The organism is Bradyrhizobium sp. LTSP857 (assembly GCF_000938285.1).
Taxonomy (GTDB): Bacteria; Pseudomonadota; Alphaproteobacteria; order Rhizobiales; family Xanthobacteraceae; genus Bradyrhizobium.
Window position 1 is genome coordinate 102055 of the sequence record NZ_JYMS01000039.1, and the last position, 21556, is coordinate 123610.

21 protein-coding genes are annotated in these 21556 nt (G+C 63.5%); 11 read left to right on the forward strand and 10 right to left on the reverse strand.

Annotated features, from left to right (window positions below):
• Positions 1-139: 139 nt before the first annotated feature.
• From UP06_RS25225 to UP06_RS25235, 3 genes are read left to right on the forward strand one after another with little or no spacing between them, the layout of a single operon-like run.
• Positions 140-1561 (forward strand): ABC transporter substrate-binding protein, encoded by a 1422-nt coding sequence (locus UP06_RS25225; RefSeq protein ID WP_045006374.1) that lies wholly within the window; start codon positions 140-142, stop codon positions 1559-1561.
• Positions 1558-2469, forward strand: coding sequence for an ABC transporter permease (locus tag UP06_RS25230; RefSeq protein WP_156163210.1), 912 nt, complete (start codon positions 1558-1560; stop codon positions 2467-2469). Before UP06_RS25225 ends, UP06_RS25230 begins: the two co-directional genes overlap by 4 nt.
• Positions 2466-3338: an ABC transporter ATP-binding protein gene (locus UP06_RS25235; protein ID WP_045006376.1), complete on the forward strand. Its 873-nt coding sequence runs from the start codon at positions 2466-2468 to the stop codon at positions 3336-3338. The genes UP06_RS25230 and UP06_RS25235 overlap by 4 nt, the downstream gene beginning before the upstream one ends.
• Before the next feature lie 174 nt (positions 3339-3512).
• On the opposite strand, the gene UP06_RS25240 is transcribed toward UP06_RS25235, so the two are convergent.
• Complete coding sequence (locus UP06_RS25240; RefSeq protein ID WP_045006377.1) at positions 3513-4571, reverse strand: YeiH family protein; 1059 nt, start codon at positions 4569-4571, stop codon at positions 3513-3515.
• A 111-nt stretch (positions 4572-4682) separates the two neighbouring features.
• Entirely contained in the window at positions 4683-4901 is a 219-nt protein-coding gene (locus UP06_RS25245) for a hypothetical protein (RefSeq protein WP_045006378.1), read from the reverse strand.
• A 281-nt stretch (positions 4902-5182) separates the two neighbouring features.
• On the opposite strand from UP06_RS25245, the gene UP06_RS25250 reads away from it, so the two are divergent.
• Positions 5183-7093, forward strand: coding sequence for a flavin-containing monooxygenase (locus tag UP06_RS25250; protein WP_045006379.1), 1911 nt, complete (start codon positions 5183-5185; stop codon positions 7091-7093).
• A 12-nt stretch (positions 7094-7105) separates the two neighbouring features.
• Here UP06_RS25250 and ald read toward each other — a convergent pair whose 3' ends face one another.
• On the reverse strand, positions 7106-8221 hold the full coding sequence (ald, locus tag UP06_RS25255; RefSeq protein WP_045006380.1) for an alanine dehydrogenase: 1116 nt from the start codon (positions 8219-8221) through the stop codon (positions 7106-7108).
• Positions 8222-8362: 141 nt separating this feature from the next.
• Between ald and UP06_RS25260 the strand changes: the two genes are divergently transcribed.
• From UP06_RS25260 to UP06_RS25270, 3 genes are all read left to right on the forward strand, one after another.
• Entirely contained in the window at positions 8363-8842 is a 480-nt protein-coding gene (locus UP06_RS25260; protein ID WP_045006381.1) for an Lrp/AsnC family transcriptional regulator, read from the forward strand.
• Positions 8843-8948: 106 nt separating this feature from the next.
• A complete protein-coding gene (locus UP06_RS25265; RefSeq protein WP_045006382.1) occupies positions 8949-11306 on the forward strand; it encodes an Orn/Lys/Arg family decarboxylase in 2358 nt (785 codons plus the stop codon).
• A gap of 6 nt (positions 11307-11312) precedes the next feature.
• Positions 11313-11891 (forward strand): GNAT family N-acetyltransferase, encoded by a 579-nt coding sequence (locus UP06_RS25270; protein ID WP_045006383.1) that lies wholly within the window; start codon positions 11313-11315, stop codon positions 11889-11891.
• Between the two features lie 3 nt (positions 11892-11894).
• Here the strand turns inward: UP06_RS25270 and UP06_RS41630 are convergent, their stop codons facing one another.
• Positions 11895-12107, reverse strand: coding sequence for a hypothetical protein (locus UP06_RS41630; protein ID WP_045006384.1), 213 nt, complete (start codon positions 12105-12107; stop codon positions 11895-11897).
• A gap of 199 nt (positions 12108-12306) precedes the next feature.
• Here UP06_RS41630 and UP06_RS25280 point away from each other — a divergent pair, with 199 nt between their 5' ends.
• The gene (locus tag UP06_RS25280; protein WP_045006385.1) at positions 12307-12588 is read left to right on the forward strand and encodes a helix-turn-helix domain-containing protein; all 282 of its coding nucleotides are present in this window, start codon (positions 12307-12309) and stop codon (positions 12586-12588) included.
• A 14-nt stretch (positions 12589-12602) separates the two neighbouring features.
• Here UP06_RS25280 and UP06_RS25285 read toward each other — a convergent pair whose 3' ends face one another.
• Entirely contained in the window at positions 12603-13652 is a 1050-nt protein-coding gene (locus UP06_RS25285) for a hydroxyacid dehydrogenase (protein ID WP_045006386.1), read from the reverse strand.
• Positions 13653-13910: 258 nt separating this feature from the next.
• On the opposite strand from UP06_RS25285, the gene UP06_RS25290 reads away from it, so the two are divergent.
• The 3 genes from UP06_RS25290 (at position 13911) to UP06_RS25300 (ending at position 15551) form a co-directional block, all read left to right on the forward strand.
• Positions 13911-14477, forward strand: coding sequence for a thiamine pyrophosphate-binding protein (locus UP06_RS25290; protein WP_045006387.1), 567 nt, complete (start codon positions 13911-13913; stop codon positions 14475-14477).
• 22 nt (positions 14478-14499) lie between these two features.
• The gene (locus tag UP06_RS25295) at positions 14500-15096 is read left to right on the forward strand and encodes a thiamine pyrophosphate-dependent enzyme (protein WP_045006388.1); all 597 of its coding nucleotides are present in this window, start codon (positions 14500-14502) and stop codon (positions 15094-15096) included.
• Positions 15097-15173: 77 nt separating this feature from the next.
• Positions 15174-15551: a VanZ family protein gene (locus UP06_RS25300; RefSeq protein ID WP_045006389.1), complete on the forward strand. Its 378-nt coding sequence runs from the start codon at positions 15174-15176 to the stop codon at positions 15549-15551.
• A gap of 40 nt (positions 15552-15591) precedes the next feature.
• Here the strand turns inward: UP06_RS25300 and UP06_RS25305 are convergent, their stop codons facing one another.
• The 5 genes from UP06_RS25305 to UP06_RS25325 all read right to left on the reverse strand — a co-directional run bounded on the left by UP06_RS25305 (position 15592) and on the right by UP06_RS25325 (position 21529).
• The gene (locus UP06_RS25305; protein WP_045006390.1) at positions 15592-15975 is read right to left on the reverse strand and encodes a DUF1236 domain-containing protein; all 384 of its coding nucleotides are present in this window, start codon (positions 15973-15975) and stop codon (positions 15592-15594) included.
• A 113-nt stretch (positions 15976-16088) separates the two neighbouring features.
• Positions 16089-16976, reverse strand: a complete 888-nt coding sequence (locus tag UP06_RS25310; protein ID WP_045006391.1) for a 2-hydroxy-3-oxopropionate reductase — start codon at positions 16974-16976, stop codon at positions 16089-16091.
• A 12-nt stretch (positions 16977-16988) separates the two neighbouring features.
• Positions 16989-17774 (reverse strand): hydroxypyruvate isomerase, encoded by a 786-nt coding sequence (gene hyi, locus UP06_RS25315; protein ID WP_045006392.1) that lies wholly within the window; start codon positions 17772-17774, stop codon positions 16989-16991.
• A gap of 11 nt (positions 17775-17785) precedes the next feature.
• Positions 17786-19576, reverse strand: a complete 1791-nt coding sequence (gene gcl / locus UP06_RS25320) for a glyoxylate carboligase (RefSeq protein WP_045006393.1) — start codon at positions 19574-19576, stop codon at positions 17786-17788.
• 150 nt (positions 19577-19726) lie between these two features.
• The gene (locus tag UP06_RS25325) at positions 19727-21529 is read right to left on the reverse strand and encodes an adenine deaminase C-terminal domain-containing protein (RefSeq protein WP_045006394.1); all 1803 of its coding nucleotides are present in this window, start codon (positions 21527-21529) and stop codon (positions 19727-19729) included.
• Between the last annotated feature and the right edge of the window lie 27 nt (positions 21530-21556).

A 21556-nucleotide genomic window follows, 5' to 3' on the forward strand; every position in this document is an offset into this window, starting at 1 on the left:
TAGTGCAGGGCTGCCCAAGGAGTATGCAATCAGCTTTTCCCGGCAACTAATCGACTGCGACGGTCATTCCGGATTTGCCCCGCCCGCGCCCTCACCCAATCATGGCAACCACAGCACATCCAACCGAATGAGGATGAGAATGGTCCGCCATCTTCCCACGCTCTCGATCGCGATGTCGGTGACGACGCTGGCTCTCCTTCTGGCGCAACCGGCCTCGGCGGAAACCGTCACGCTCGGCATCGGAACGCAGGACACCACGACCAACACGGTGACCGCCGGTGTCGTCATCCGTCAGCTGCATCTCCTCGAAAAATACCTGCCGAAGGACGGCAAGTACGCCAACATCAAGTTCGAGCTGGAGTGGCAGAATTTTACGTCCGGTCCGCCCGTCACCAATGCGATGATGGCGAACAAGCTCCAGATCGGCATGATGGGCGACTATCCGCTGATCGTGAACGGCTTCACCTTCGACAGCAATCCTGAGAGCAAGAGCCGCCTGATCGGCATCGCCGCTTACAGCCTGTCCGGCTCCGGCAACGGCATCGTCGTCCACAAGGACTCACCCTATTACGATCTCGCCGATCTCAAGGGCAAGCTCGTCAGCGTGCCCTTCGGCTCCGCCGCGCACGGCATGGTGCTGAAGGCGATGCAGGACCGCGGCTACACCTCCGATTTCTTCCAACTGGTCAGCCAGAGCCCAGAAGTCGGCTCGACCAATCTCCAGGAGAAGAAGATCGACGCGCATGCCGACTTCGTCCCCTTCGCCGAGCTGCTGCCGTTCCGTGGCTTCGCGCGAAAGATCTTTGACGGCGTCGAGACCAATCTACCGACCTTCCACGGCATCGTGGTCCGCACCGATTTTGCCGAGAAATATCCTGAAGTCGTCGTCGCCTACATGAAGGCGCTGATCGCCGCCAACCAGTGGCTGCGCGATGACCCGAAGCTTGCCGCCGAAAAGATCCAGGAATGGACCGGGATCAACAAGGAAGTGGTCTATATTTTCCTCGGCCCCAGCGGCAACATGACCACCGATCCGACCGTGAAACCGGCGCTGATCGATGCGGCGGCGACCGACGTCAAGGTTCTTCAGAATCTCGGCCGCATGAAGGAATTCGATCCAAAGAAATGGGTCGATGACAGCTACATCCGCAAGGCCTATGCCGAGATGAAGCTCGACTATGACGCGCAGCTTGCGAGCACCAAGAACTACGAGATATCCGGCGAAGACTCGTTCTGCAAGAAGCCGATCACCGATCCGCGCAAGGCCGGCGAGGTCTGGGTCGACGAGGCCGGCATCCTGCCGTTCGCGTCCGCCAGTTGCACGCTCGGCGCCTATGCCGACTACAAGGCCAAGGGCAAGAAGATCAACGTCGCCTACGTCTTCGACACCACACGCGGCATCAAGCTGTTCGCCGACCAGGCCTTCTTCGCCGTCGGCAATGGCGACGTGGCGCCGTTCCTGCTGAAGAAGGACGCGGAAGCCTACGCGGCCAAGATCAACGGCAAGGTGCTCGGCTTCGACGATGCGGTGAAGGCGGCAGTCAGCGGGGGCAAGACGTGAGCAGCCCCGCCCTCCTCAGACATTCCGAGGACAGCACGCCAATGGCCGTTGCCACCACGGAAACGGAGCCCGCGTCGGACGCCGCGCCGCCCGCAAAACCCACATCATTCGGTACGCTCGCGCTGCGCTGGTATAAGTTGAACCGCAACGGCCTGCGCGCGACTGCGATCGGCATCATCTCGCTGCTCGTCTTCCTGCTGGTCTGGCACCTGCTCACGACCTATCGCGTCGTGTTCTTCGTGCGCTTCACCAACGTGCCATCGCCGCTCGCAGTCTATGCGAGCTTCACCAAGGCGATCCACGATCCCAAATTCCTGATGCACATTTTGCTGAGCTGCCGGCGCATCCTCGTCGGCTTCTCGCTGGCGGCGATTGTCGGCGTACCGCTCGGCCTCGTCATGGGCCGCTTCAAGCTGGTCCATGAGATCATCTTCCCGGTCGCGGAAGTGCTGCGGCCGATCCCGGCGATCGCCTGGGTGCCGATGGCGATCATGCTGTGGCCGACCAACGAGCAGAGCATCGTCTTCATCACCTTCCTCGGCTCGTTCTTCCCGATCCTGGTCAACACGCTGCACGGCGTGTCGCTGGTCGATCCCGTGCTGGTGCGCGCCGCACAATGTCTCGGCGCGCGCGAACGCTCGATCTTCCGCGAGGTGTATTTTCCGGCCTCGCTGCCGCACATCTTCACAGGCCTCACTGTCGGCATGGGCGTCGCCTGGGTGTCGCTGATCGCGGCCGAAATGATCTCCGGCCAGTACGGCATCGGCTATTTCACCTGGGAGGCCTATTCGCTGGTCCAGTATCCCGACATCGCGCTCGGCATGATCGCGATCGGCGTGCTCGGACTGGGATCGAGCCTGCTCATCAGGGGCGCGGGGCAATTGGTGATGCCGTGGAGGCTGAAATGAACGAGATCCTGACCAAAGCACCGCAGGGCCATATCGAGGTCAGGAACTTCTCGCTCAGCTATGACAGTATCGAAGGACCGGTTCAGGCCGTCACCGATACCCAGATCCATGTGAAGCCCGGCGAGTTCGTCTCGATCGTCGGGCCCTCCGGCTGCGGGAAATCGACGCTGCTCAATGCGGTCGCGGGCTTCCTCAAGCCGACCACGGGCGTCGTCACCGTCGACGGCGAGCGCGTCAACGGACCCAGCTCCGAGCGCGGCATGGTGTTCCAGCAATATTCGCTGTTTCCCTGGAAGACAGTGCGGGAGAATGTCGAGTTCGGCCTGAAGATGCGCGGCATGGCGCGCTCGCAGCGTGAGCGCGCCGCGCGCACGCTACTCGGACTCGCGGGGCTGGAGGCGTTCGAGAAGCACTACCCGGACAAACTCTCAGGCGGCATGAAACAGCGCGTCGGTATTGTCCGCGCGCTTGCGACGGGACCGAAGGTCCTCTTGCTAGACGAGCCCTTTGGCGCGCTCGACGCGCAGACCCGCGTCATCATGCAGCAGATCCTCACTAACATGTGGCAGCGGCTGAAGATCTCGGTGCTGTTCGTCACCCACGACATCGACGAGGCGATATTCCTCTCCGATCGCGTCTACTGCATGACCGCCCGCCCCGGCTCGATCAAGGCGGAAATTCCGATTCCGCTGGAGCGGCCACGGCAGCAAGCAATGATGATGTCGTCGGAATTTCTGGCACTCCGCCGCGGATTGATGTCGCTGATCCGTGAGGAGAGCATCAAGGCTATGGGCGGGGAGATCACCGATCTGGGCATGCAGGGGCTGAACATCGAGCTGCACGGGCATTCGCTGGCGGATGTGATTTGATTCAACTCGACGCTTGCAGAGACAGACGATCTCGTAGGGTGGGCAAAGCGACTTGTCCGCCGTAGCTCGTAGAGCGAAGGCGGAAGCGTGCCCACCATTTTCATCACGAATGTGGATACATGGTGGGCACGGCGCTTTCGCGCCTTTGCCCACCCTACGGCAGTTTCGCTCTAATCACTTGAACCAATGCACCAACGCGATGCTGATGCCGAGCAGCAGCATCAGTGACAACGTCACTGCGGCCGTCACCCGGCCGCCGACATTGGCAAGCACCTTCACATCGACGCCGAGGCCAAGCGCGGCCATCGACACCACCGTGAGAAAACCCGTGATCCGCGTGATCGGAGCAACCACCGTGGACGGCACAACCTCGAGCGAGCGCAAGGTCGCGAGCACGAGGAAGCCGAGAATGAACCAAGGCACCAGTCGGAAGAAGCCGACATTGGTTTTCTTGGCGCCGGTTTGCCAGCGCGAGGCGACCAGGGAGAGGCCGACGACCACCGGCCCGAGCATCAGCACACGCATCAGCTTGACCAGCGTGCCGATCTGCGTCGAGACGAGCCCGGCCGGCACCGTCGCCGCGAGCACCTGCGGCACCGCATAGACGGTCAAGCCGGCGAGGATGCCGTATTGCGTGGCCGTCAACTGCAACAGCGGGATCAGCAGCGGCAGACCGAGCACCATCATCACGCCGAGGATGGCGGTAAAGGAGATCGAGGACGCGATCTCGTCGCTGTTGGCGCCGATGATCGGCGCAACCGCCGCGATCGCGGAGTTGCCGCAAATGGAATTGCCGCAGGCGATCAGGATCGACAGCCGCGTCGAGAGGCCGAGCAGACGGCTCAACCCGAAGGAGGCGGAGAGTGCGATCACGACGACGGCTGCGATCGACAGGAGGAGCGCGACGCCAGAGGCCGCGATGGCGGCAAAACTGATGGAGGCCCCGAGCAGCATCACCGCGACTTCGAGGAGTTGTTTGGCGCTGAAGGCGATGCCGGCCTGCCAGCGCGGCGCCGGTTTCCAGAAGCTGCGCAGCGCCATGCCGAGCAGGATCGCCATCACCAGCGCCTCGACATAGGGGTGCTCGAAGATGCCGAGTTCGAACCGTTCGAGCAGGGCCGAAACGCCGGCCACGGCGATGCAGAGGAGAATGCCGGGAATCAGCGCCACAATACGGCTAGCGGCGGTGGTCGGCTTGGTCTCGGTCGGGCTGGATGCTTGATTCTGCGACACAAATCTCTCCCGGAGGAGGAGGATTTATACGCAGGGCCGCCCGATTGGGAAATAAGTTTTCGACATATCAGGGCTTAGGGAAGTCCTATGCTCAGCTCGGAATAATCGCGCTTAGAAGATCAGACTTTTGGCCAGCGAGGCCACGTGGCTGAAGCTGTCATAGACGCCCGGCTCGAAGAAGGCCGCGCGCGCGAGCACGATCGCGGCGACCAGCGACCAGAACAGGCCGGTGCCGGCCCGCAACACGAGCCTTGCAGCACGCGACGTCGGCTGGGTGTCCGTCGCGGACACCAGCTGCTCGCCGAAGGGCTCAAATCGGGTGCGTTCCATAGCAGTCAATCCATCAATTTCTGACAGAAATGTCGTTGTTTCGGCCCCAAACAGCAATGGAAGCGATTGGCGTATTTGCCCCTTGGAGGGGAAACTCCTTCCGCCGGGCGAGCCTGAGGCAATAGTTTTCTTCTTTTGGCCGGTTTGGGCACCGGAACGCGGCCGGACACCGGCCGCGTAGACGACCCAGTGCTTGTCGACTACCGTGCCATGACCGCAAGTCGCTCGTTCGCCTCCTCCAGAATCGAACGTACTGGGCCGTCGGAGATCAGAAGAAGACGATGAACATCGCATCTCCCCGTAAGCCCCTCGACCTCACCTCGGCCATCGCGGAAGGCGACATCCGCTGCCTGCTGATGGTGCTGGTGCACATGACCGGCGACGAGCGCTGGCTCGAGCCGCCCTATCTGCCCAAGCGCGACATCCGCCTCATCCCCGATCCCGAGGCCGGGGTCCCGAAGGAGATCCAGGACGAAATCCGCGCCGCGGTTGTCAATCTCTTTGCCGACGGCACGCCAAAGCCGGTCATCACCGATCCCGGTGAAGAGCTGCTGCTGAAGATGATGCGCGCCTGCCTCGGCGAGAACGTCGCACCGGAATATGCGCCGCTGATGCGCGAGGAGATGGGTTTTGTGGCGCGCGAGCCGCGCTGGACCAATCGTCCCTCCGACGGAAAGCTCGCGGACCAGCATGTGCTGATCGTCGGCGCCGGCGTCTGCGCCATCGCGCTCGGCGTGGCGCTCGGCCATCTCGGCATTCCCTACACCATCGTCGAGAAGAACGCCGAGCTCGGCGGCACCTGGTGGACCAACCGCTATCCCGGCTGCGGCGTCGACACGCCGAACCACTCCTATTCCTACTCTTTCGGCTCGCACAATGAATGGACTCGCTATTTTTGTCAGCGCGAGGAACTGCTCGGCTATCTGCTGAAGGTCGCGGACGAATACGGCATCCGCGAGCATCTGCGCGTCAACACCGAGCTGACCTCGTCGCGCTGGGACGAAGGCAAATGGCGCTGGATTTCGACGCTCAAGACCAAGGACGGCGAGGAGATATTCGAATCCACCGCACTGGTCTCCGCCATCGGCCAGCTCAACGATCCCTCCCGCGCCCGCTTCAAGGGCGAAGAGAATTTCAAGGGAGCGATCCTGCATTCGGCGCTGTGGTCGGGCGACATCAACCTCGAAGGCAAGCATGTCGCCGTGATCGGCACCGGCGCGACGTCGATGCAGCTGGTGCCGGCGATTGCCGGCCGCGTTGCCTCGGTCACGGTCTACCAGCGCAGCGCGCAATGGGCACGGCCGGTGAAGGGCTATGCCGATCCGATCAGCGATGGCGCGCGCTGGCTGCTCGCGCATCTGCCGTTCTATGTGCAGTGGTACCGCTTCAACATGTTCTGGCGCTACGGCGATGGCCTGCTGCCGTTCCTGCGCAAGGACCCCGCCTGGCCGCACCCCGAACGCGCCGTCAACAAGGGCAACGACCGGCATCGCCAGGAGTTGACCGACTTCATCCTGACCGAGCTGAAGGACCGGCCCGACCTGATTTCGAAATGCGTGCCGACCTATCCGCCCTACGGCAAGCGCATCCTGCTCGACAACAACTGGTTCAAGACCTTGAGGCGGGACAATGTCGACCTCGTCACCGACACGATCGACCATTTTGACCGCGACGGCATCGTCACCGCCGACGGCGAGCACCGCCCTGCCGACATTATCGTTGTCGCGACCGGCTTCAAGGTCACAGAGATGGCCGCCCGCCTCAACATCAGCGGCCGCGACGGCAAGAATTTGCGTGAGGCCTGGGGCAACGACAATCCGACCGCGTTTCTCGGTCTCACCGTGCCGGACTTTCCAAATTTCTTCTGCATGCTCGGCCCCAACGCCGGTCCCGCCCACGGCGGCAGCGTCATCTTCCAGTCGGAATGCCAGAGTCGCTATATCTCGGCCTGTCTCGTCGACATGATCGAGCGCAACGTCGCCGCGATCGACGTCCGCCAGGATGTGCTCGACGATTATGTCCGCGAGGTTGACGCCGAACACGAGGGCATGATCTGGACCCATCCGGGCATGAGCACCTACTATCGCAATTCGAGCGGACGCGTGTTTTCGGCGATGCCGTGGCGCTTCGTGGATTACTGGCGCATGACGCATGACCCGGATTTCGGGCAGTACCGGCTAACGAAGGTGTGAGCCGGACGCGCCTTACGCCGCCAGCCCGCTCCCAACAGGCGCAAACTCCAGCCCGAGGCTCTCCGCCACCGCCTTGTTGGTGATCCGGCCGCGATGAACGTTGAGCCCGTTGCGCAAATGCGGATTTTCCAGCACTGCCGCAAAGCCCTTGCTGGCGAGCATCAACCCGAACGGCAGCGTCGCATTGTTCAGCGCCTGGCTCGACGTCACCGGTACCGCGCCCGGCATGTTGGCGACACAGTAATGCACGACGCCATCGACCTCGTAGGTCGGATCGGTATGCGTGGTCGCGTGCGAAGTCTCGAAGCAACCACCCTGGTCGATCGCGACGTCGACGAGCACGGCACCAGGCCGCATCGATTTCAGCATCGCGCGCGTAACGAGCTTTGGCGCGCTCGCACCCGGCACCAGCACGGCGCCGATCACGACGTCGGCGGCGAACACCTCCTCCTCGACCGACTCGATGGTCGAGAATCGCGTGCGCACCCGCCCGCTGAAGAGATCGTCGAGCTCGCGCAGCCGCGGCAACGAACGGTCAATCACCGTGACCTCGGCACCGAGACCCGCCGCCATGCGCGCGGCCTGTGTGCCCACCACGCCGCCGCCAAGCACGACGACACGCGCCGGCTGCACGCCGGGCACGCCGCCGAGCAGCAGCCCGCGACCACCGGCCGAACGCTTGAGCGCGGCGCCGGCGGCCTCGATGGCGAGACGGCCGGCGACTTCGCTCATCGGCGCGAGCAGGGGGAGGTGACCGGCCGCGTCGGTGACGGTTTCATAGGCGATCGCGGTGCAGCCGGAGCCAAGCAGGCCCTTGGCCTGTTCAGGATCCGGCGCAAGGTGGAGATAGGTAAACAGGATCTGACCTTCGCGGAGCTGGGCCCACTCACTTTTCTGCGGCTCCTTCACCTTCACGATCATCTCGGAGTTCGCAAAGATGTCGCGGGCGTTCCCGGCGATCGCGGCCCCTGCCCGCCGATAGATCTCGTCGGACGCGCCGATGCCGCTGCCGGCGCCGGTCTCGACCGTCACCTGATGCCCAGCCGCGACATATTCGCGGACGGCGCCAGGGGTGAGCCCGACGCGATATTCCTGCACCTTGATCTCTTTGGGCACACCGACACGCATCCTGGGCTCCTTCCAACGTCCTGATTCACCGCGCCATCGTAGCGACAGGGCCAGTTTGGTTTCGTGCAAATATCCGCTAGTTTCGCCACCCGCGCGCTGGTTTCGAGCGCAGAAGTGCCCTTTCACGCTGGAAACAAAACCTTGGCCCTCGACCGGAAAGATCTCGCCATCCTCGCGGAACTCACCACCAATGCGCGGGCCAGCCACACCGAGCTTGCCACCAAGGTCGGGTTGTCGAGCACAGCGCTGGCGCGGCGGCAGAAGGCGCTGGAGGATGACGGCTACATCCAAGCCTACCAGGCCGCGCTGGATCTGGCGCAGTTCGGCCTCACCACGACGGTGCTGGTGCGCATCGCGCTGGAGAGCCAGAGCGACGAAGCGCTGAAGGCGTTCGAAGCGGAGGTGGTGAAATGCCCTTCCGTCGTGCGCTGCTTCCTGATGTCGGGCAACGACGACTACATCCTGATCGTGCTTGCCCGCGACATCCAGGATTTCGAGCGCATCCACCGCACCGAGTTGTCGCGCCTGCCGCGCGTGGCGCGGGTGCAGTCGAGCTTCGCACTGCGCGATGTCGTCAACCGCGCGGTGCCGACGGTGGTGTTCGGCGAGGCGAAGCGGTAGCAGTTCCCTCGCCTCACAAACGCGGCGAAGGCCAACCTGCGCCACCGTCATATAACTGTCATCGAATGTGCCGAGACGTGTTGGTCTTGCACATCCGGGACACCTCATGGACTATTTCAAGCGCTTCAACTTCCTGTTCGCCGCACCCGTATTCGACGCCGACGACCTCGAGGGTGTCCGCTTCAACCAGATCATCGAGGAGATCCAGCGCTCCGGCTTCGAGGTGGTCCGGGCCCGCAAGCTGGAAGACGCCGAGATGGCGGTGCAGACCGATGCCGCGATCGGCTGCATGGTGGTGGACTGGGGCAAGAAGGGCCTGGAGGGCAAGACCTCGGCGCTGATCAATCTGATGCGGCGCCGCGGCCTCGACTTCCCGATCATTCTGCTGATCCGGCGCAAGCGCTTCGAGGATCTACCGGTCGAGGTGCTCGACTTCATCGACGGCTATGTCTTCCTGTCCGAGGAGACGCCGACCTTCATCGCCAAGAATTTGATCAGCCGGCTCAAGCAATATGCCGAGACATTGAAGACGCCGTTCTTCGGCGCGCTGGTCGACTATGCCGAGGAAGGCAACCAACTCTGGACCTGTCCGGGCCATAACGGCGGTGTGTTCTACAACCGCAGCCCGATCGGCCGTGTCTTCGTCGAGCATCTCGGCGAATCCGTGTTCCGCGACGATCTCGACAATTCCGTGCTCGACCTAGGCGACCTCCTCACCCATGAGGGCCCGGCGCTGAAGGCGCAGAAGGAAGCCGCGCAGATCTTTGGCGCGGAAAAAACCTATTTCGTGCTCAACGGCACCTCGACCTCGAACAAGGTCGCACTCGGCGCGCTCGTCACCGACGGCGACCTCGTGCTGTTCGACCGCAACAACCACAAGGCCGCCCATCACGGCGCGCTGATGATCAATGGCGGCATCCCGGTCTACGTGCCGACCGTCCGCAACGCCTGGGGCCTGATCGGCCCGATGCGCTGGGACGCGCTGGACGAGAAGGCCTTGCGCGAGGCGATCCGCAATCACCCGCTGGTCGAGGACAAGGACGCCTGGCGCAAGGAGCGGCCGTTCCGCGTCGCCGTGGTCGAGCAGTGCACCTATGACGGCACGATCCACAATGCCGAGATGATCCTGAAGCGCATCGGCCATCTCTGCGAGTACATCCTGTTCGACGAGGCCTGGGCCGGCTTCATGAAATTCCATCCGCTCTATGCTGGCCGCTTCGCCATGGGGCTGGCTAATCTTCCCCCCGAAGCACCGGGCATCATCGCGACGCAGTCGACCCACAAGCAGCTCGCGAGCTTTTCACAGGCGTCACAAATCCACATCAAGGACCGCCACATTCGCGGCCAGAAGCGGCGCGTCGAGCACCGCCGCTTCAACGAAAGCTTCATGCAGCACGCCTCGACCTCGCCGTTCTATCCGCTGTTCGCCTCCCTCGACGTCGGCGCGCAGATGATGAAGGGCCGTTCCGGCGAGGTGCTGTGGGACGACACGATCCGCCTCGGCATCGAGCTGCGCAAGAAGATCCGCGCGATGCGCCGGGAGTTCGAGGAGAAGGAGCAGAATCCGGACCGCCGCTGGTTCTTCGAACCGTTCGTGCCCGATCGCGTCGCCATTCCCGATGTCAGCCGCCCCGGCGCCGCGCACAACGTTGCCTGGGAAACGCTTTCCACCGACGAGCTCGCCACCAATCCCGTGCTCTGGCAGCTCTCCCCCGATACCAATTGGCATGGCTTCCCCGGCCTCACCGAAGGCTTTGCCATGACCGATCCGAACAAGCTGACGCTGCTCACCCCCGGCTTCGATCGCGCCACCGGCGCCTATGCCGAGCACGGCATCCCCGCCCCGGTCGTCGCGCAGTACCTGCGCGAAAACCGCATCGTGCCAGAGAAGAACGACCTCAACTCCCTGCTCTTCCTGCTCACGCCCGGCGTCGAGGCCAGCAAGGCCGGCACACTGATCTCCGGCCTCGTCGCGTTCAAGAGGCTGCACGACGACAATGCGCTGCTCGCCGACGCGATCCCGGAATTCTATCAGCGGCGGCAGGCGCGCTATGCCGGCGTGCGGCTGCGCGACCTCTGCGGCGAGATGCACCGCTTCTTCCGCGCCGCCGATGTCAGTGCACTTCAGGCGCGGCAATTCATGCCCGAGCACATGCCGGAGATTGCGATGTCACCGCGCGATGCCGCGCGCTATCTGTTCAAGAACGATGTCGACTATCTGCCGATCGAGGCAATTGCGGGCCGTATCGCCACCACGCCCTTCGTGGTCTATCCGCCCGGCATCGCCACCATCGTGCCTGGCGAGCGGCTGACGGAGCGGGCCAAGCCCATGGTCGATTATCTCAAGATGTTCGAGACCTGCTTCAATACGTTTCCCGGCTTCGACGTCGAAATTCAGGGCGTTTACAAAGAGGTCGATGCCCAGGGCCGCATCGGGCTCTATACCTACGTCGTTACCGAGTAGGCGTCGATGAGCGAAACAGCCGTGATGCACACGGATGACGAGCCGGTCCTTGTCCGACCCTCACGTGAAAGCGATATCGAGGCGATGCTGGCGATCTATCGCCATCACGTCCGCAACGGCGTGCCCCGCGACGTCGAGGGAACCGGCGCGCCGGAACCGGACGACTTACGCGACCGGCGCAAGAATTTGAAGCAGACCCGGCTGCCGCATCTGGTCGCAACCTATCGCGGCGAGGTCGTCGGCTACGCCTATGTGGTCTTGTTCCGCAAGCGCCCGGCCTATCGCTACACGGCCAAGCACTCGATCTATGTTCACCACGAACATCTCGGGCGCGGTGTCGGACGGCTGCTGCTCCAGGAATTGATCGACGCTTGCGCGGCGGCCGGCTTCCGCCAGATGATCGGCTATATCGATGCCGACAATGCCCCCTCGCTGGCGCTGCACGAAAAGTTCGGTTTCGCGCGCGCCGGCCTGTTATCCGGGGTCGCCTATCGCCACGGCCGATGGTCCGATACCGTCATGGTGCAGCGTTCGCTCGGCGCGGGCGTCACCGCGCCGCCGCCGGTCGCGGCGCCCGGCCGCTAGGCCCTACGAGGGACAGTCAGCCGGTCTGACCTGGATGCGGTCGGCATGCAGCGACCAGTGATGCAACGCCTGATCCTTGCAAAACCTCGCCTTCGCCCGTTCCCTGGCTTCGGCCTCGTCGGAGGCGTCGATCTCGAGCGCGCCCTGGCAGACCTCGATCTGCCGGCCGTACTGGCCGAGCACGTCCTTCATGAACCTGACGACATAAGTTGACATGGGACCTCCCTGCTGCCCCGGAAGCAATCTAATCCCATTTGGCCCGAATCGGGGAGGGAGATTTTGATACGGATCAAGGTCAACATTGTCCCGAAGGCGGGATTGCAAGCCTATACAATATTTTGTATATCTAAATCATGAAGCCGATCGAGTTCAGAGGGCGACTACGCTACCGGGATTTGTTGAAGGAACTGAACCGATGACCAAGAAGCGCTTCACCAGTGTTTGGGACGCGATCGAGGATACGCCGGCGGAAGCCGCGAACATGAAGCTGCGCTCGGAACTGATGCTGGCGCTGCGCGATCATATCACCGGGATGAAGCTCAATCAGTCGGAAGCCGCGAAGCTGTTTGGCGTCACCCAGCCTCGCGTCTCCGACCTGATGCGCGGGAAGATCGAACTGTTCGGTATCGATACTCTGGTTAATATGGCAGTCGCCGCTGGACTGAAGGTCGAAGTTCGTGTCTCAGACGCGGCCTGATCGACGTTGCGCCCCTACCCCGGCGTCACGCCGAACGCTTGCTTGAATCGCTCGGCATAAACCGGCCAGACCTCGGGATTGATGATGCGGGGCGGGCGCTTGCCGTCGAGCGTTTCCAAAACCTGTTCGGCGGCGATGCGGCCCATGTTCTGGCGCGCCTCGATGGTAACGCCCGCGGTATGCGGGCTCGCCAGCACGTTGTCGAACTGGAGCAGCGGATGCTCCGGCGGAGGCGGCTCCTTGGACCAGACGTCGAGGCCGGCGCCCGCGATGCGCTTGTCGCGCAACGCCCCAAGCAGCGCGTCCTCGTCGTGGATGAAGCCGCGCGCCGTGGTGATGAAATAGGCATGCGGCTGCATCAGCGCAAATTCGCGCACGCTGATCATGTTGCGGCTGCCCTTGTTGAGCGGACAGGAGATTGAGACGAAATCGGCGCGGCGCAAGAGCTCGTCGAGCTCGACCTTCTCCCCGCCCCGCTCGGCCATGATATCGGCCGACAGATACGGATCATAGGCCAGCACCTTCATGCCGAGCAGGCCCTTGCACAGCGCGGCGATACGGCGGCCGACATTGCCGAGCCCGATGATGCCGACGGTCTTGTGTTCGACCTCGTTGCCAACGAGCTCATTGCGGTTGACGTCGCGCTCGCGGCGGATCCGGCGGTCGGACTGGATGATGCGCTTGGACAGCGTCAGCATCATCGCCAGCGCATGTTCCGCAACGGAATGCGCGTTGCCGCCGGATTGGTTGACCACCAGCACGCCCGCATCCGTGCAGGCCTCGGCGTCGACGGGATCGAAGCCAGCGCCATTGCTGGAGACGAGCAAGAGATTCGGCGTCCGCTTCAGGAAGGCGGCATCAACATGAAAATGCGGCGCAAGCTCATCGCGGGCTGCGCCAACCTGGTAGACATGGGCCGCATCCAGGATCGGGGCGTAGAAGTCTTCGAGGCTGTCATTCTCGATGCGATCGAGCCGCACGTCGGGCCGTGCCTTCAGGATGTCGATGTAGATCGGATTGGCCAGATATTTGACGTAGAAGACGCGCTTGCTGTTGACGGACATCAGGACCCTTCCGGCTCTCCCGAGGAGACCCGCAAGGCCAAGCACAACGTGCGCCCCGCCCCTGCGTCCCTCCCGCTTTTTTCATTACCGCCACCTATGTCATGGCGTTGCCGGCCACGGCAGGCCCTCTGGCGCAGATCACGGTGCCGGCCGGGACATGTTGACAATCCCGCCCGCTCCGTCAAGTTCGGCAGACCGCCGCGACGGTCAGAACAATGGCCAAGACCAAGAAGCATGCGCGGCTGAAGGGAGAACGCAGTGGCGATTGCGGAACAGCAGACTTCGTCCCAGGCCACACACGCCTCCAGTGACAAGAGCTGGCACGACATTGTCCTGCAAACATTGAAGCGGAACGAGATCAGCCTGATCCCTTACGTGCCGGACCGCGTGCTGACGCCGCTGATCAAGAATCTGCACGCCGATCCCTTCTTCACCACCTTTGCCACCGCCCGCGAGGAGGAAGCCGTCGGCATCGTCTCGGGCGCCTGGATGGGCGGACGACGCGGTGCGGTGCTGATGCAGACCTCCGGCTTTGCCACGCTCGCCAACACGCTCGCCTCGCTCGCGGTGCCCTACCAGATCCCGCTGATCATGTTCGTCTCCGAGCGCGGTACGCTCGGCGAGTTCAACTATGGCCAGTCATTGGTCTGCCGCACTATGCGTCCGGTGCTGGATTCGCTGGCGCTGGAGCACCACACCATCACCCGGCTCGACGAGCTCGAATTCATCGCCGACCGCTCGATCAAGCAGGCCGTCACCACGCAGGCGCCGGTGGCGCTGATCCTCAACCCGCTGCTGACCGGCGGCAAGACGTTCGACAAGTGAGGTCAGCCAAATGAACTCAAAAATGAACACGCGCAACACCAAGGTGATGAACCGGTTCGATGTGACGTCGCGCCTGGTCGCAAAGCTCAAGCACGAGGAAGCCGTGATCGGCGGCATCGGCAACACCAATTTCGACCTCTGGGCCGCCGGCCACCGCCCGCAGAATTTCTATATGTTGGGCAGCATGGGGCTCGCCTTCCCGATCGCGCTTGGCGTGGCGCTGGCGCAGCCCGACCGCCGCGTCTTTGCGCTCGAGGGCGATGGCTCGCTCTTGATGCAGCTCGGCGCGCTCTCGACCATTGCTGCCTTGAAGCCGAAAAACCTCATCATGATCGTGATGGATAACGGCATCTATCAGATCACCGGCGCACAGCCGACACCTGCCGCTGGTATCGCCGACATCGTTGCGATCGCCGCGGGCTCGGGACTTGCGAACAGCGCCTGGGCCGCAGACGAAGACGACTTTGAGCGTCTGGTCGATGCGGCCATGTCCGCCTCGGAGCCCAGCCTGATCGCCCTCCGTATCGACGACAAACCGGGCGTCGGGACCACCCGCAGGGATCCCGTGCAGATCCGGGAGCGCTTCATGCACGGCCTCGGCGTGCGCGAGCCACTTTAACATTTCGTCATTAACTACACGACGATCTGATCCCAGCCTCACAACAGGCTCCTGCATATCCGTGCTAAGCGGTGCGGATGTCCCTTTTGGTTCGCTCCTTCGCCTGGCTGCTCGCCGCCGCCGTCACCTTCGCAACGCTTGGGCCGCCGAGCCTGCGGCCCCATTCCGATCTGGGCCAGGACGGCGAACATGCGCTTGCCTTCATCCTGGTCGGGTTGGCGTTTGGCCTCGCCTACCGGCAGCGCCGCCTTGCAGTCGCGGCCATCGCGGTGGCCCTGATCGGTCTGCTCGAGCTGATGCAATTCTGGGCGCCGGGACGCCATGCGCGGCTCGAGGATTTCCTGGTCGATGCCGCCACGGCCTGCGTCGGCTTTGCACTCGCAGCCGCGGCCGATTGGGCCGTGACGCGCCTTCGCGCATACTCGGTCGCAACAAGCGAAGGCCCCGCGGCGTAACTCCGCAGGGCCTTGCCTCTCAACGCTTAACTCGCACCGATCAGTCGATAATCTTGACGACGCGACGCGTGTGCGGATCAACGATCACGCGGCGCTCGTTCACGACCGCATAGCGATACTGGGTGTAGTTCGGCACGGGGCGCAGCACTACGGTCGGGGGCAGCGGCTCGCCGACCACGACGCGCTCCTGCACCACGACGGAATCATCGCGCGGGATTCCGCCGAGAATCGCATTCGGAATTTCCAGGCCAGCGCCGACGGCCGCACCAACGGTACCGCCCACCATCGCGCCGACCGGGCCGCCGATATCGCCGCCCGCGCGCGCGCCGTTCCTGGCGCCCTCTTCGGTCGTCGACTGGGCAAAGGCTGCACTCGACGCCAGCAGCGACGCGGCAGCCAACAAAATTGCAAGACGAGTCTTCATGTCCACACTCTCCAGTGTTGTTGCGCGCCATCAACCGCGGGGCCGGAGCATTGTTCCGGTTCCCGCGTGAGGAAAGACGCACCAAAATCCGGAGACTGTTACCGCGTAACAGTTCAGGCCGCGGCGATCTCGTGGCCCGCCATCAGTTCCAGCGCCCGCACCATCGCCGAATGATCCCAGCCCTTGCCGCCATGCGCGGTGCAGGACGAGAACAATTGCTGCGCCACCGCAGTGCTCGGCAGCGACAAGCCCAGCGCGCGGGCGCCTTCGAGCGCGAGGTTGAGATCCTTCTGGTGCAGCTCGATGCGAAAGCCCGGATCGAAATTGCGCTTCACCATGCGCTCACCATGCACTTCGAGAATTCGCGAGGACGCAAAGCCGCCCATCAGCGCTTTGCGCACAAGCGCGGGGTCTGCGCCGGCCTTGGATGCAAACAGCAGTGCCTCACTGACCGCCTCAATCGTCAGCGCGACGATGATCTGGTTCGCGACCTTCGTCGTCTGGCCATCGCCATTGGCGCCGACACGGGTGACGTTCTTGCCCATCCTGTCGAAGATCGGCTTCATGGTGTTGAAGGCGCGCTCGGGACCGCCGACCATGATGGTGAGGCTCGCAGCCTTGGCACCGACCTCGCCGCCCGACACCGGCGCATCGAGATAGTCCGCGCCGAGCGCTTCGATCTTCTTCGCAAACTCTTTCGTGGCCAGCGGCGAGATCGAGCTCATGTCGACCACGATCTTGCCCTTGGAGATGCCGGCAGCGACGCCATCCTTGCTGAACAGCACGGCTTCCACATGCGGCGTATCGGGCACCATGATGATGACCGCATCCGCCTCCTCCGCGATCTCCTTGCTCGACTTGCAGGCGACGCCGCCGGCTGCGATCAGCTCCGGCGCGACAGGCGCAACGTCGTGCAGGAGAACGCGATGGCCCGCGCTAAGGAGATGGCCGGCCATCGGCCGTCCCATGGTGCCAAGTCCGATGAAGCCGATGTCGATCATGTCCAGATGTCCTCAGGTCTCAAAAGTCTGTGCCGCGTGCCAGGACAGGCCTTCCAGCGTCGTGGTTCGCGGCTTGTATTCGCAGCCGATCCAGCCGCGATAGCCGATGGCGTCGAGGTGGCGGAACAGGAAGGGATAGTTGATCTCGCCGGTGCCGGGCTCGTGCCGGCCGGGATTATCGGCAAGCTGGATGTGCGCGATCTGGGGAAGATATTCCTGCATGGTGCGGGCGAGATCGCCCTCCATGATCTGCATGTGATAGATGTCGTACTGGACGAACAGATTGTTCGACCGGACCTCGGAGATCAGCTGCACCGCCTGCTCGGTGCCGTTGAGGTAGAAGCCGGGAATGTCGAGCGTGTTGATCGGCTCGACCAGCAGCTTGATGTTCTCCCGCGCCAGCGTCGAAGCCGCGAAGCGCAAATTGCCGACCAGCGTCTCATTAAGTTCGCGCGGATCGGCATCCACTGGCGCGATGCCGACGAGGCAGTTGAGCTGCTCGCAGTCGAGCGCCTTGGCATAGTCGATGGCGCGGAACACGCCGTCGCGGAATTCGGCGACGCGATCGGGCATGATCGCGATGCCGCGCTCGCCCGCTGCCCAATTGCCGGCGGGCAGATTGTGCAGCACCTGCGTGAGCCCGTGGCTGTCGAGCTGCTCGCGCAGCAGCGCCTTGTCGAAATCATAGGGAAAGAGATACTCGACCCCGCTGAAGCCCGCCGCTTTCGCCGCGGCGAAGCGGTCGACAAACGGCATCTCATTGAAGAGCATGGTGAGGTTGGCGGCGAATTTCGGCATGATGCTGTCCCCTATTCCGCCGGCTGAAGCACGCCGGGCCGCGCGGTCCCGACCTCGTCGAGCGGCAGATCCAGCACCTCCTCGAACTCGACGATGTTGTCGATCTCGGTCCCCATCGCAATGTTGGTGACGCGCTCGAGGATGAACTCGACCACCACGGGCACGCGGTGTTTCGCCATCAATTCGCGCGCGGTCGCGAATGCCGCCTGCGAGTCCTTTGGATCCGTGACACGGATTGCCTTGCAGCCAAGGCCTTCGGCGACTGCCACGTGGTCGACACCATAGCCGCCGAGTTCGGGGGCGTTGATGTTCTCGAACGAGAGCTGGACGTGATAGTCCATGTCAAAACCGCGCTGAGCCTGGCGGATCAGGCCGAGATAGGAATTGTTCACGACGACGTGGATGTAAGGCAGATTGAACTGCGCGCCGACCGCGAGTTCCTCGATCAGGAACTGGAAGTCGTAGTCACCCGACAGCGCGACGATGTCGCGGTCGGGGCACGCCGCGCGCACGCCGAGCGCCGCCGGCAGCGTCCATCCAAGCGGGCCCGCCTGCCCGGCATTGATCCAGTTGCGCGGCTTGTAGACGCCTAAAAACTGCGCGCCGGCGATTTGCGACAGGCCGATCACGGTGACATAGGTGGTGTCGCGGCCGAACGCCTTGTTCATCTCCTCATAGACGCGCTGCGGCTTGATCGGGACATTGTCGAAATGGCTCTTGCGCAGCATCGAGCGCTTGCGATCGCGGCAGGCCGCGGGCCACGCCTGGCGCTCGCGCAACCTGCCTGACCGCCGCCACTCCCTGGCGACGGTGACGAAAAGCTCGAGCGCGGCCTTCGCGTCCGAGGCGATGCCGAGATCGGGATTGAACACGCGCCCGATCTGGGTCGGCTCAATGTCGACATGCACGAAAGTGCGGCCCTTGGTGTAGGTCTCGACCGAACCGGTGTGCCGGTTGGCCCAGCGATTGCCGATGCCGAGCACGAAATCCGACTCCAGCATCGTGGCATTACCATAGCGATGGCTGGTCTGAAGGCCGACCATGCCGGCCATCAGCACGTGATCGTCGGGGATCGCGCCCCACCCCATCAGCGTCGGCACCACCGGCACGTTGGTGATCTCGGCGAACGCAACCAGCAGGTCCGAGGCATCGGCATTGATAACGCCGCCGCCCGCCACGATTAGCGGCCGCTCTGCGGCATTCAACATCTCCAGCGCCTTCTCGACCTGCTTGCGGGTCGCAGTGGGCTTGTAGACCGGCAGCGGCTCATAGGTCTCGTCGTCGAACTCGATCTCGGCGAGCTGTACGTCGAGGGGCATGTCGATCAAGACCGGCCCCGGCCGGCCCGACCGCATCACATGAAAGGCCTGGCTGAACACGCGCGGCACCAGCGCCGGCTCGCGCACGGTCACCGCCCATTTGGTCACGGGCTTTGCGATCGACTCGATATCGACCGCCTGAAAATCCTCCTTGTAGAGCCGCGCGCGCGGCGCCTGGCCCGTGATGCAAAGGATCGGAATGGAATCAGCGATCGCCGAATAGAGTCCCGTGATCATGTCGGTGCCCGCCGGCCCCGAGGTGCCGATGCAGACGCCGATATTACCGGCCTTCGCCCGCGTATACCCCTCTGCCATGTGCGAGGCGCCCTCGACATGGCGCGCCAGGATATGGCGGATGGAGCCGCGCTTCTTCAGCGCAGAGTAAAGCGGGTTGATCGCAGCCCCGGGAACGCCGAAGGCGGTAGAGATGCCTTCTTTTTCCAGGATACGCACAGCCGCGTCGATGGCTCGCATCTTCGCCATATCAGACCTCGCTCGGTTAAGTCAGCGAGCGAGATCATCAGGTGTGCAGGATACGATCTCAACGAGATCGATTTTATTTTCCACGATGCGGCAGCCGTAGAAAATATGCGGTTGTCTCAATCGGTTAGATCGAGAAATGTGTGAAAGCGATCACTCGAACAGCGGCGCCAGCTCCATCTGGGGCACCAGCACGAGGCCCTTGTCGGTGATGCGAATTTCCGGAATGACCGATAGCGGAATCAGATTAAAGCCCATGTAGGGAATGGTGCAGCCGGCCTCCGTCCATTCCTTCTTCAGCACCTTGACCTCTTCCGCCACCTCCGTGACGCGCTTGTCGGACAAGAGCCCGGCGATCGGCAGCGGCACCAGCGCCCTCACCTTGCCATCGGCGACGACACAGACAGCGCCTTGCTGCTCCTTGATGGCAGCGATCGCGACCTGCATGTCACCCTCGTTGGTGCCGGCGACGATGATGTTGTGGCTATCATGCCCGACGCTGGAGGCGACCGCGCCGCGCTTCAGGCCAAAGTCCTTTAGCAGGCCGTAGGCAACATTGCCGGCCGACTTGCCGTGGCGCTCGACCACCGTGACGAAGCACAGGCCGTAGCGCGCAAACAGCGACGGCCAGTCCGTTGCCGGTTCGATCGCAATCTTCTCGTGGATCAGCATGATGCCGGGCAGCGCCGTCTTGATCGCATTAACCGTGCAAGCCTTCGCCGGCAGCTCCGGCGTCAGCTTCAGCTTCTCGGGCAGCTTCACCGTCACATAGGCTGCCTTCGGATATTGATAGCGCTGCGACAATGCCTGATCGAGCCGCGGCGTGATCTTGCCGCGCTCGACCACGAGCTCGCCGCCATACCAGGTGCATTGCGGCTTGAGCTGATCGTCCATCAGCACCAGGTCGGCGCGGCGGCCGCCGCCGAGCCCTCCGATGTCACCCTCCATGCCAAAGCGCGTCGCGCCATGCAGCGAACCCATCGACCAGGCCTGCTCCGGCGACATCCCGGCCTTCACCGCCTCGCGCACCACCCAGTCGAGACCGAACAGCAGGAGGTCGTCGGCATCGCGGTCGTCAGTGCACACGGCGGTACGCTTGTGCGAGGCGCCGAGCTCGGTGATGGTGCGGATCGCCTGCGGCAACGAGTGCCAGGGCGTGGTCGGCGGTCCCCCGCGCAAAAATACCCAGACGCCGGCATCAAGCAGATCGTCGGCGATGTCGCGGTCGATCGCCTCGTGTGTGTCGGTGACGCCAGATGCCGCATAGGCCGCGACGAATTCACGGCCGTAGACATGGCCGGACACCGGCCGCCCGCGCTTCAAGGCGGCGGCGAGGATCGCGTGGCTGCGCTCGTCGCCCATGGTGACCGGCACGAAATCCATCTTCTCGCCGAGCCCGACCGCTTCCGGCCAGCGGTCGAACAGCCCGGCGATCTTGTCCGGCGTGAGGTCGCCGCCCGCGGTCTCCAGTGCGGCCGAGGTTGCCGGCACGGTCGACGGCACCGTCAAGAAGATCGAGAGCGGCGCCTCGCGCGCATCTTCCAGCATCGCCTCGACGCCGGCGACGTCCATGACGTTGCCGATCTCGTGGCTGTCACAGAAGATCGTGGTAGTGCCGTTGAGGAGGGCAGCCTCGGCATAGGCGCAGGCCGTCACCATGGAGGATTCGATGTGGATGTGCGGGTCGACCAGACCTGGCGCGATGATGCCGCCAGCCGCGTCGTAGACCACAACGTCACTCCAGGCCTTCGTGGCCGCGCCCGCCGGCTTCACCGCCGCGATGCGGCCGCCGGTGACCCAGACCTCCCGACCGGGATGGAGACGTTCCGAATAGGTCGACAGCACCGCCGCGCCCGTAATGACGAGGTCCGGCACAACACGTCCCGAGGCGACATCGGCCAAGCGCCGCGTCATCGCATGCAGCGGCGCGACCGCAAAGCGGGTAAGTTTGGTCATCAGAACCCTCGCGTGGCGTTACGGCCG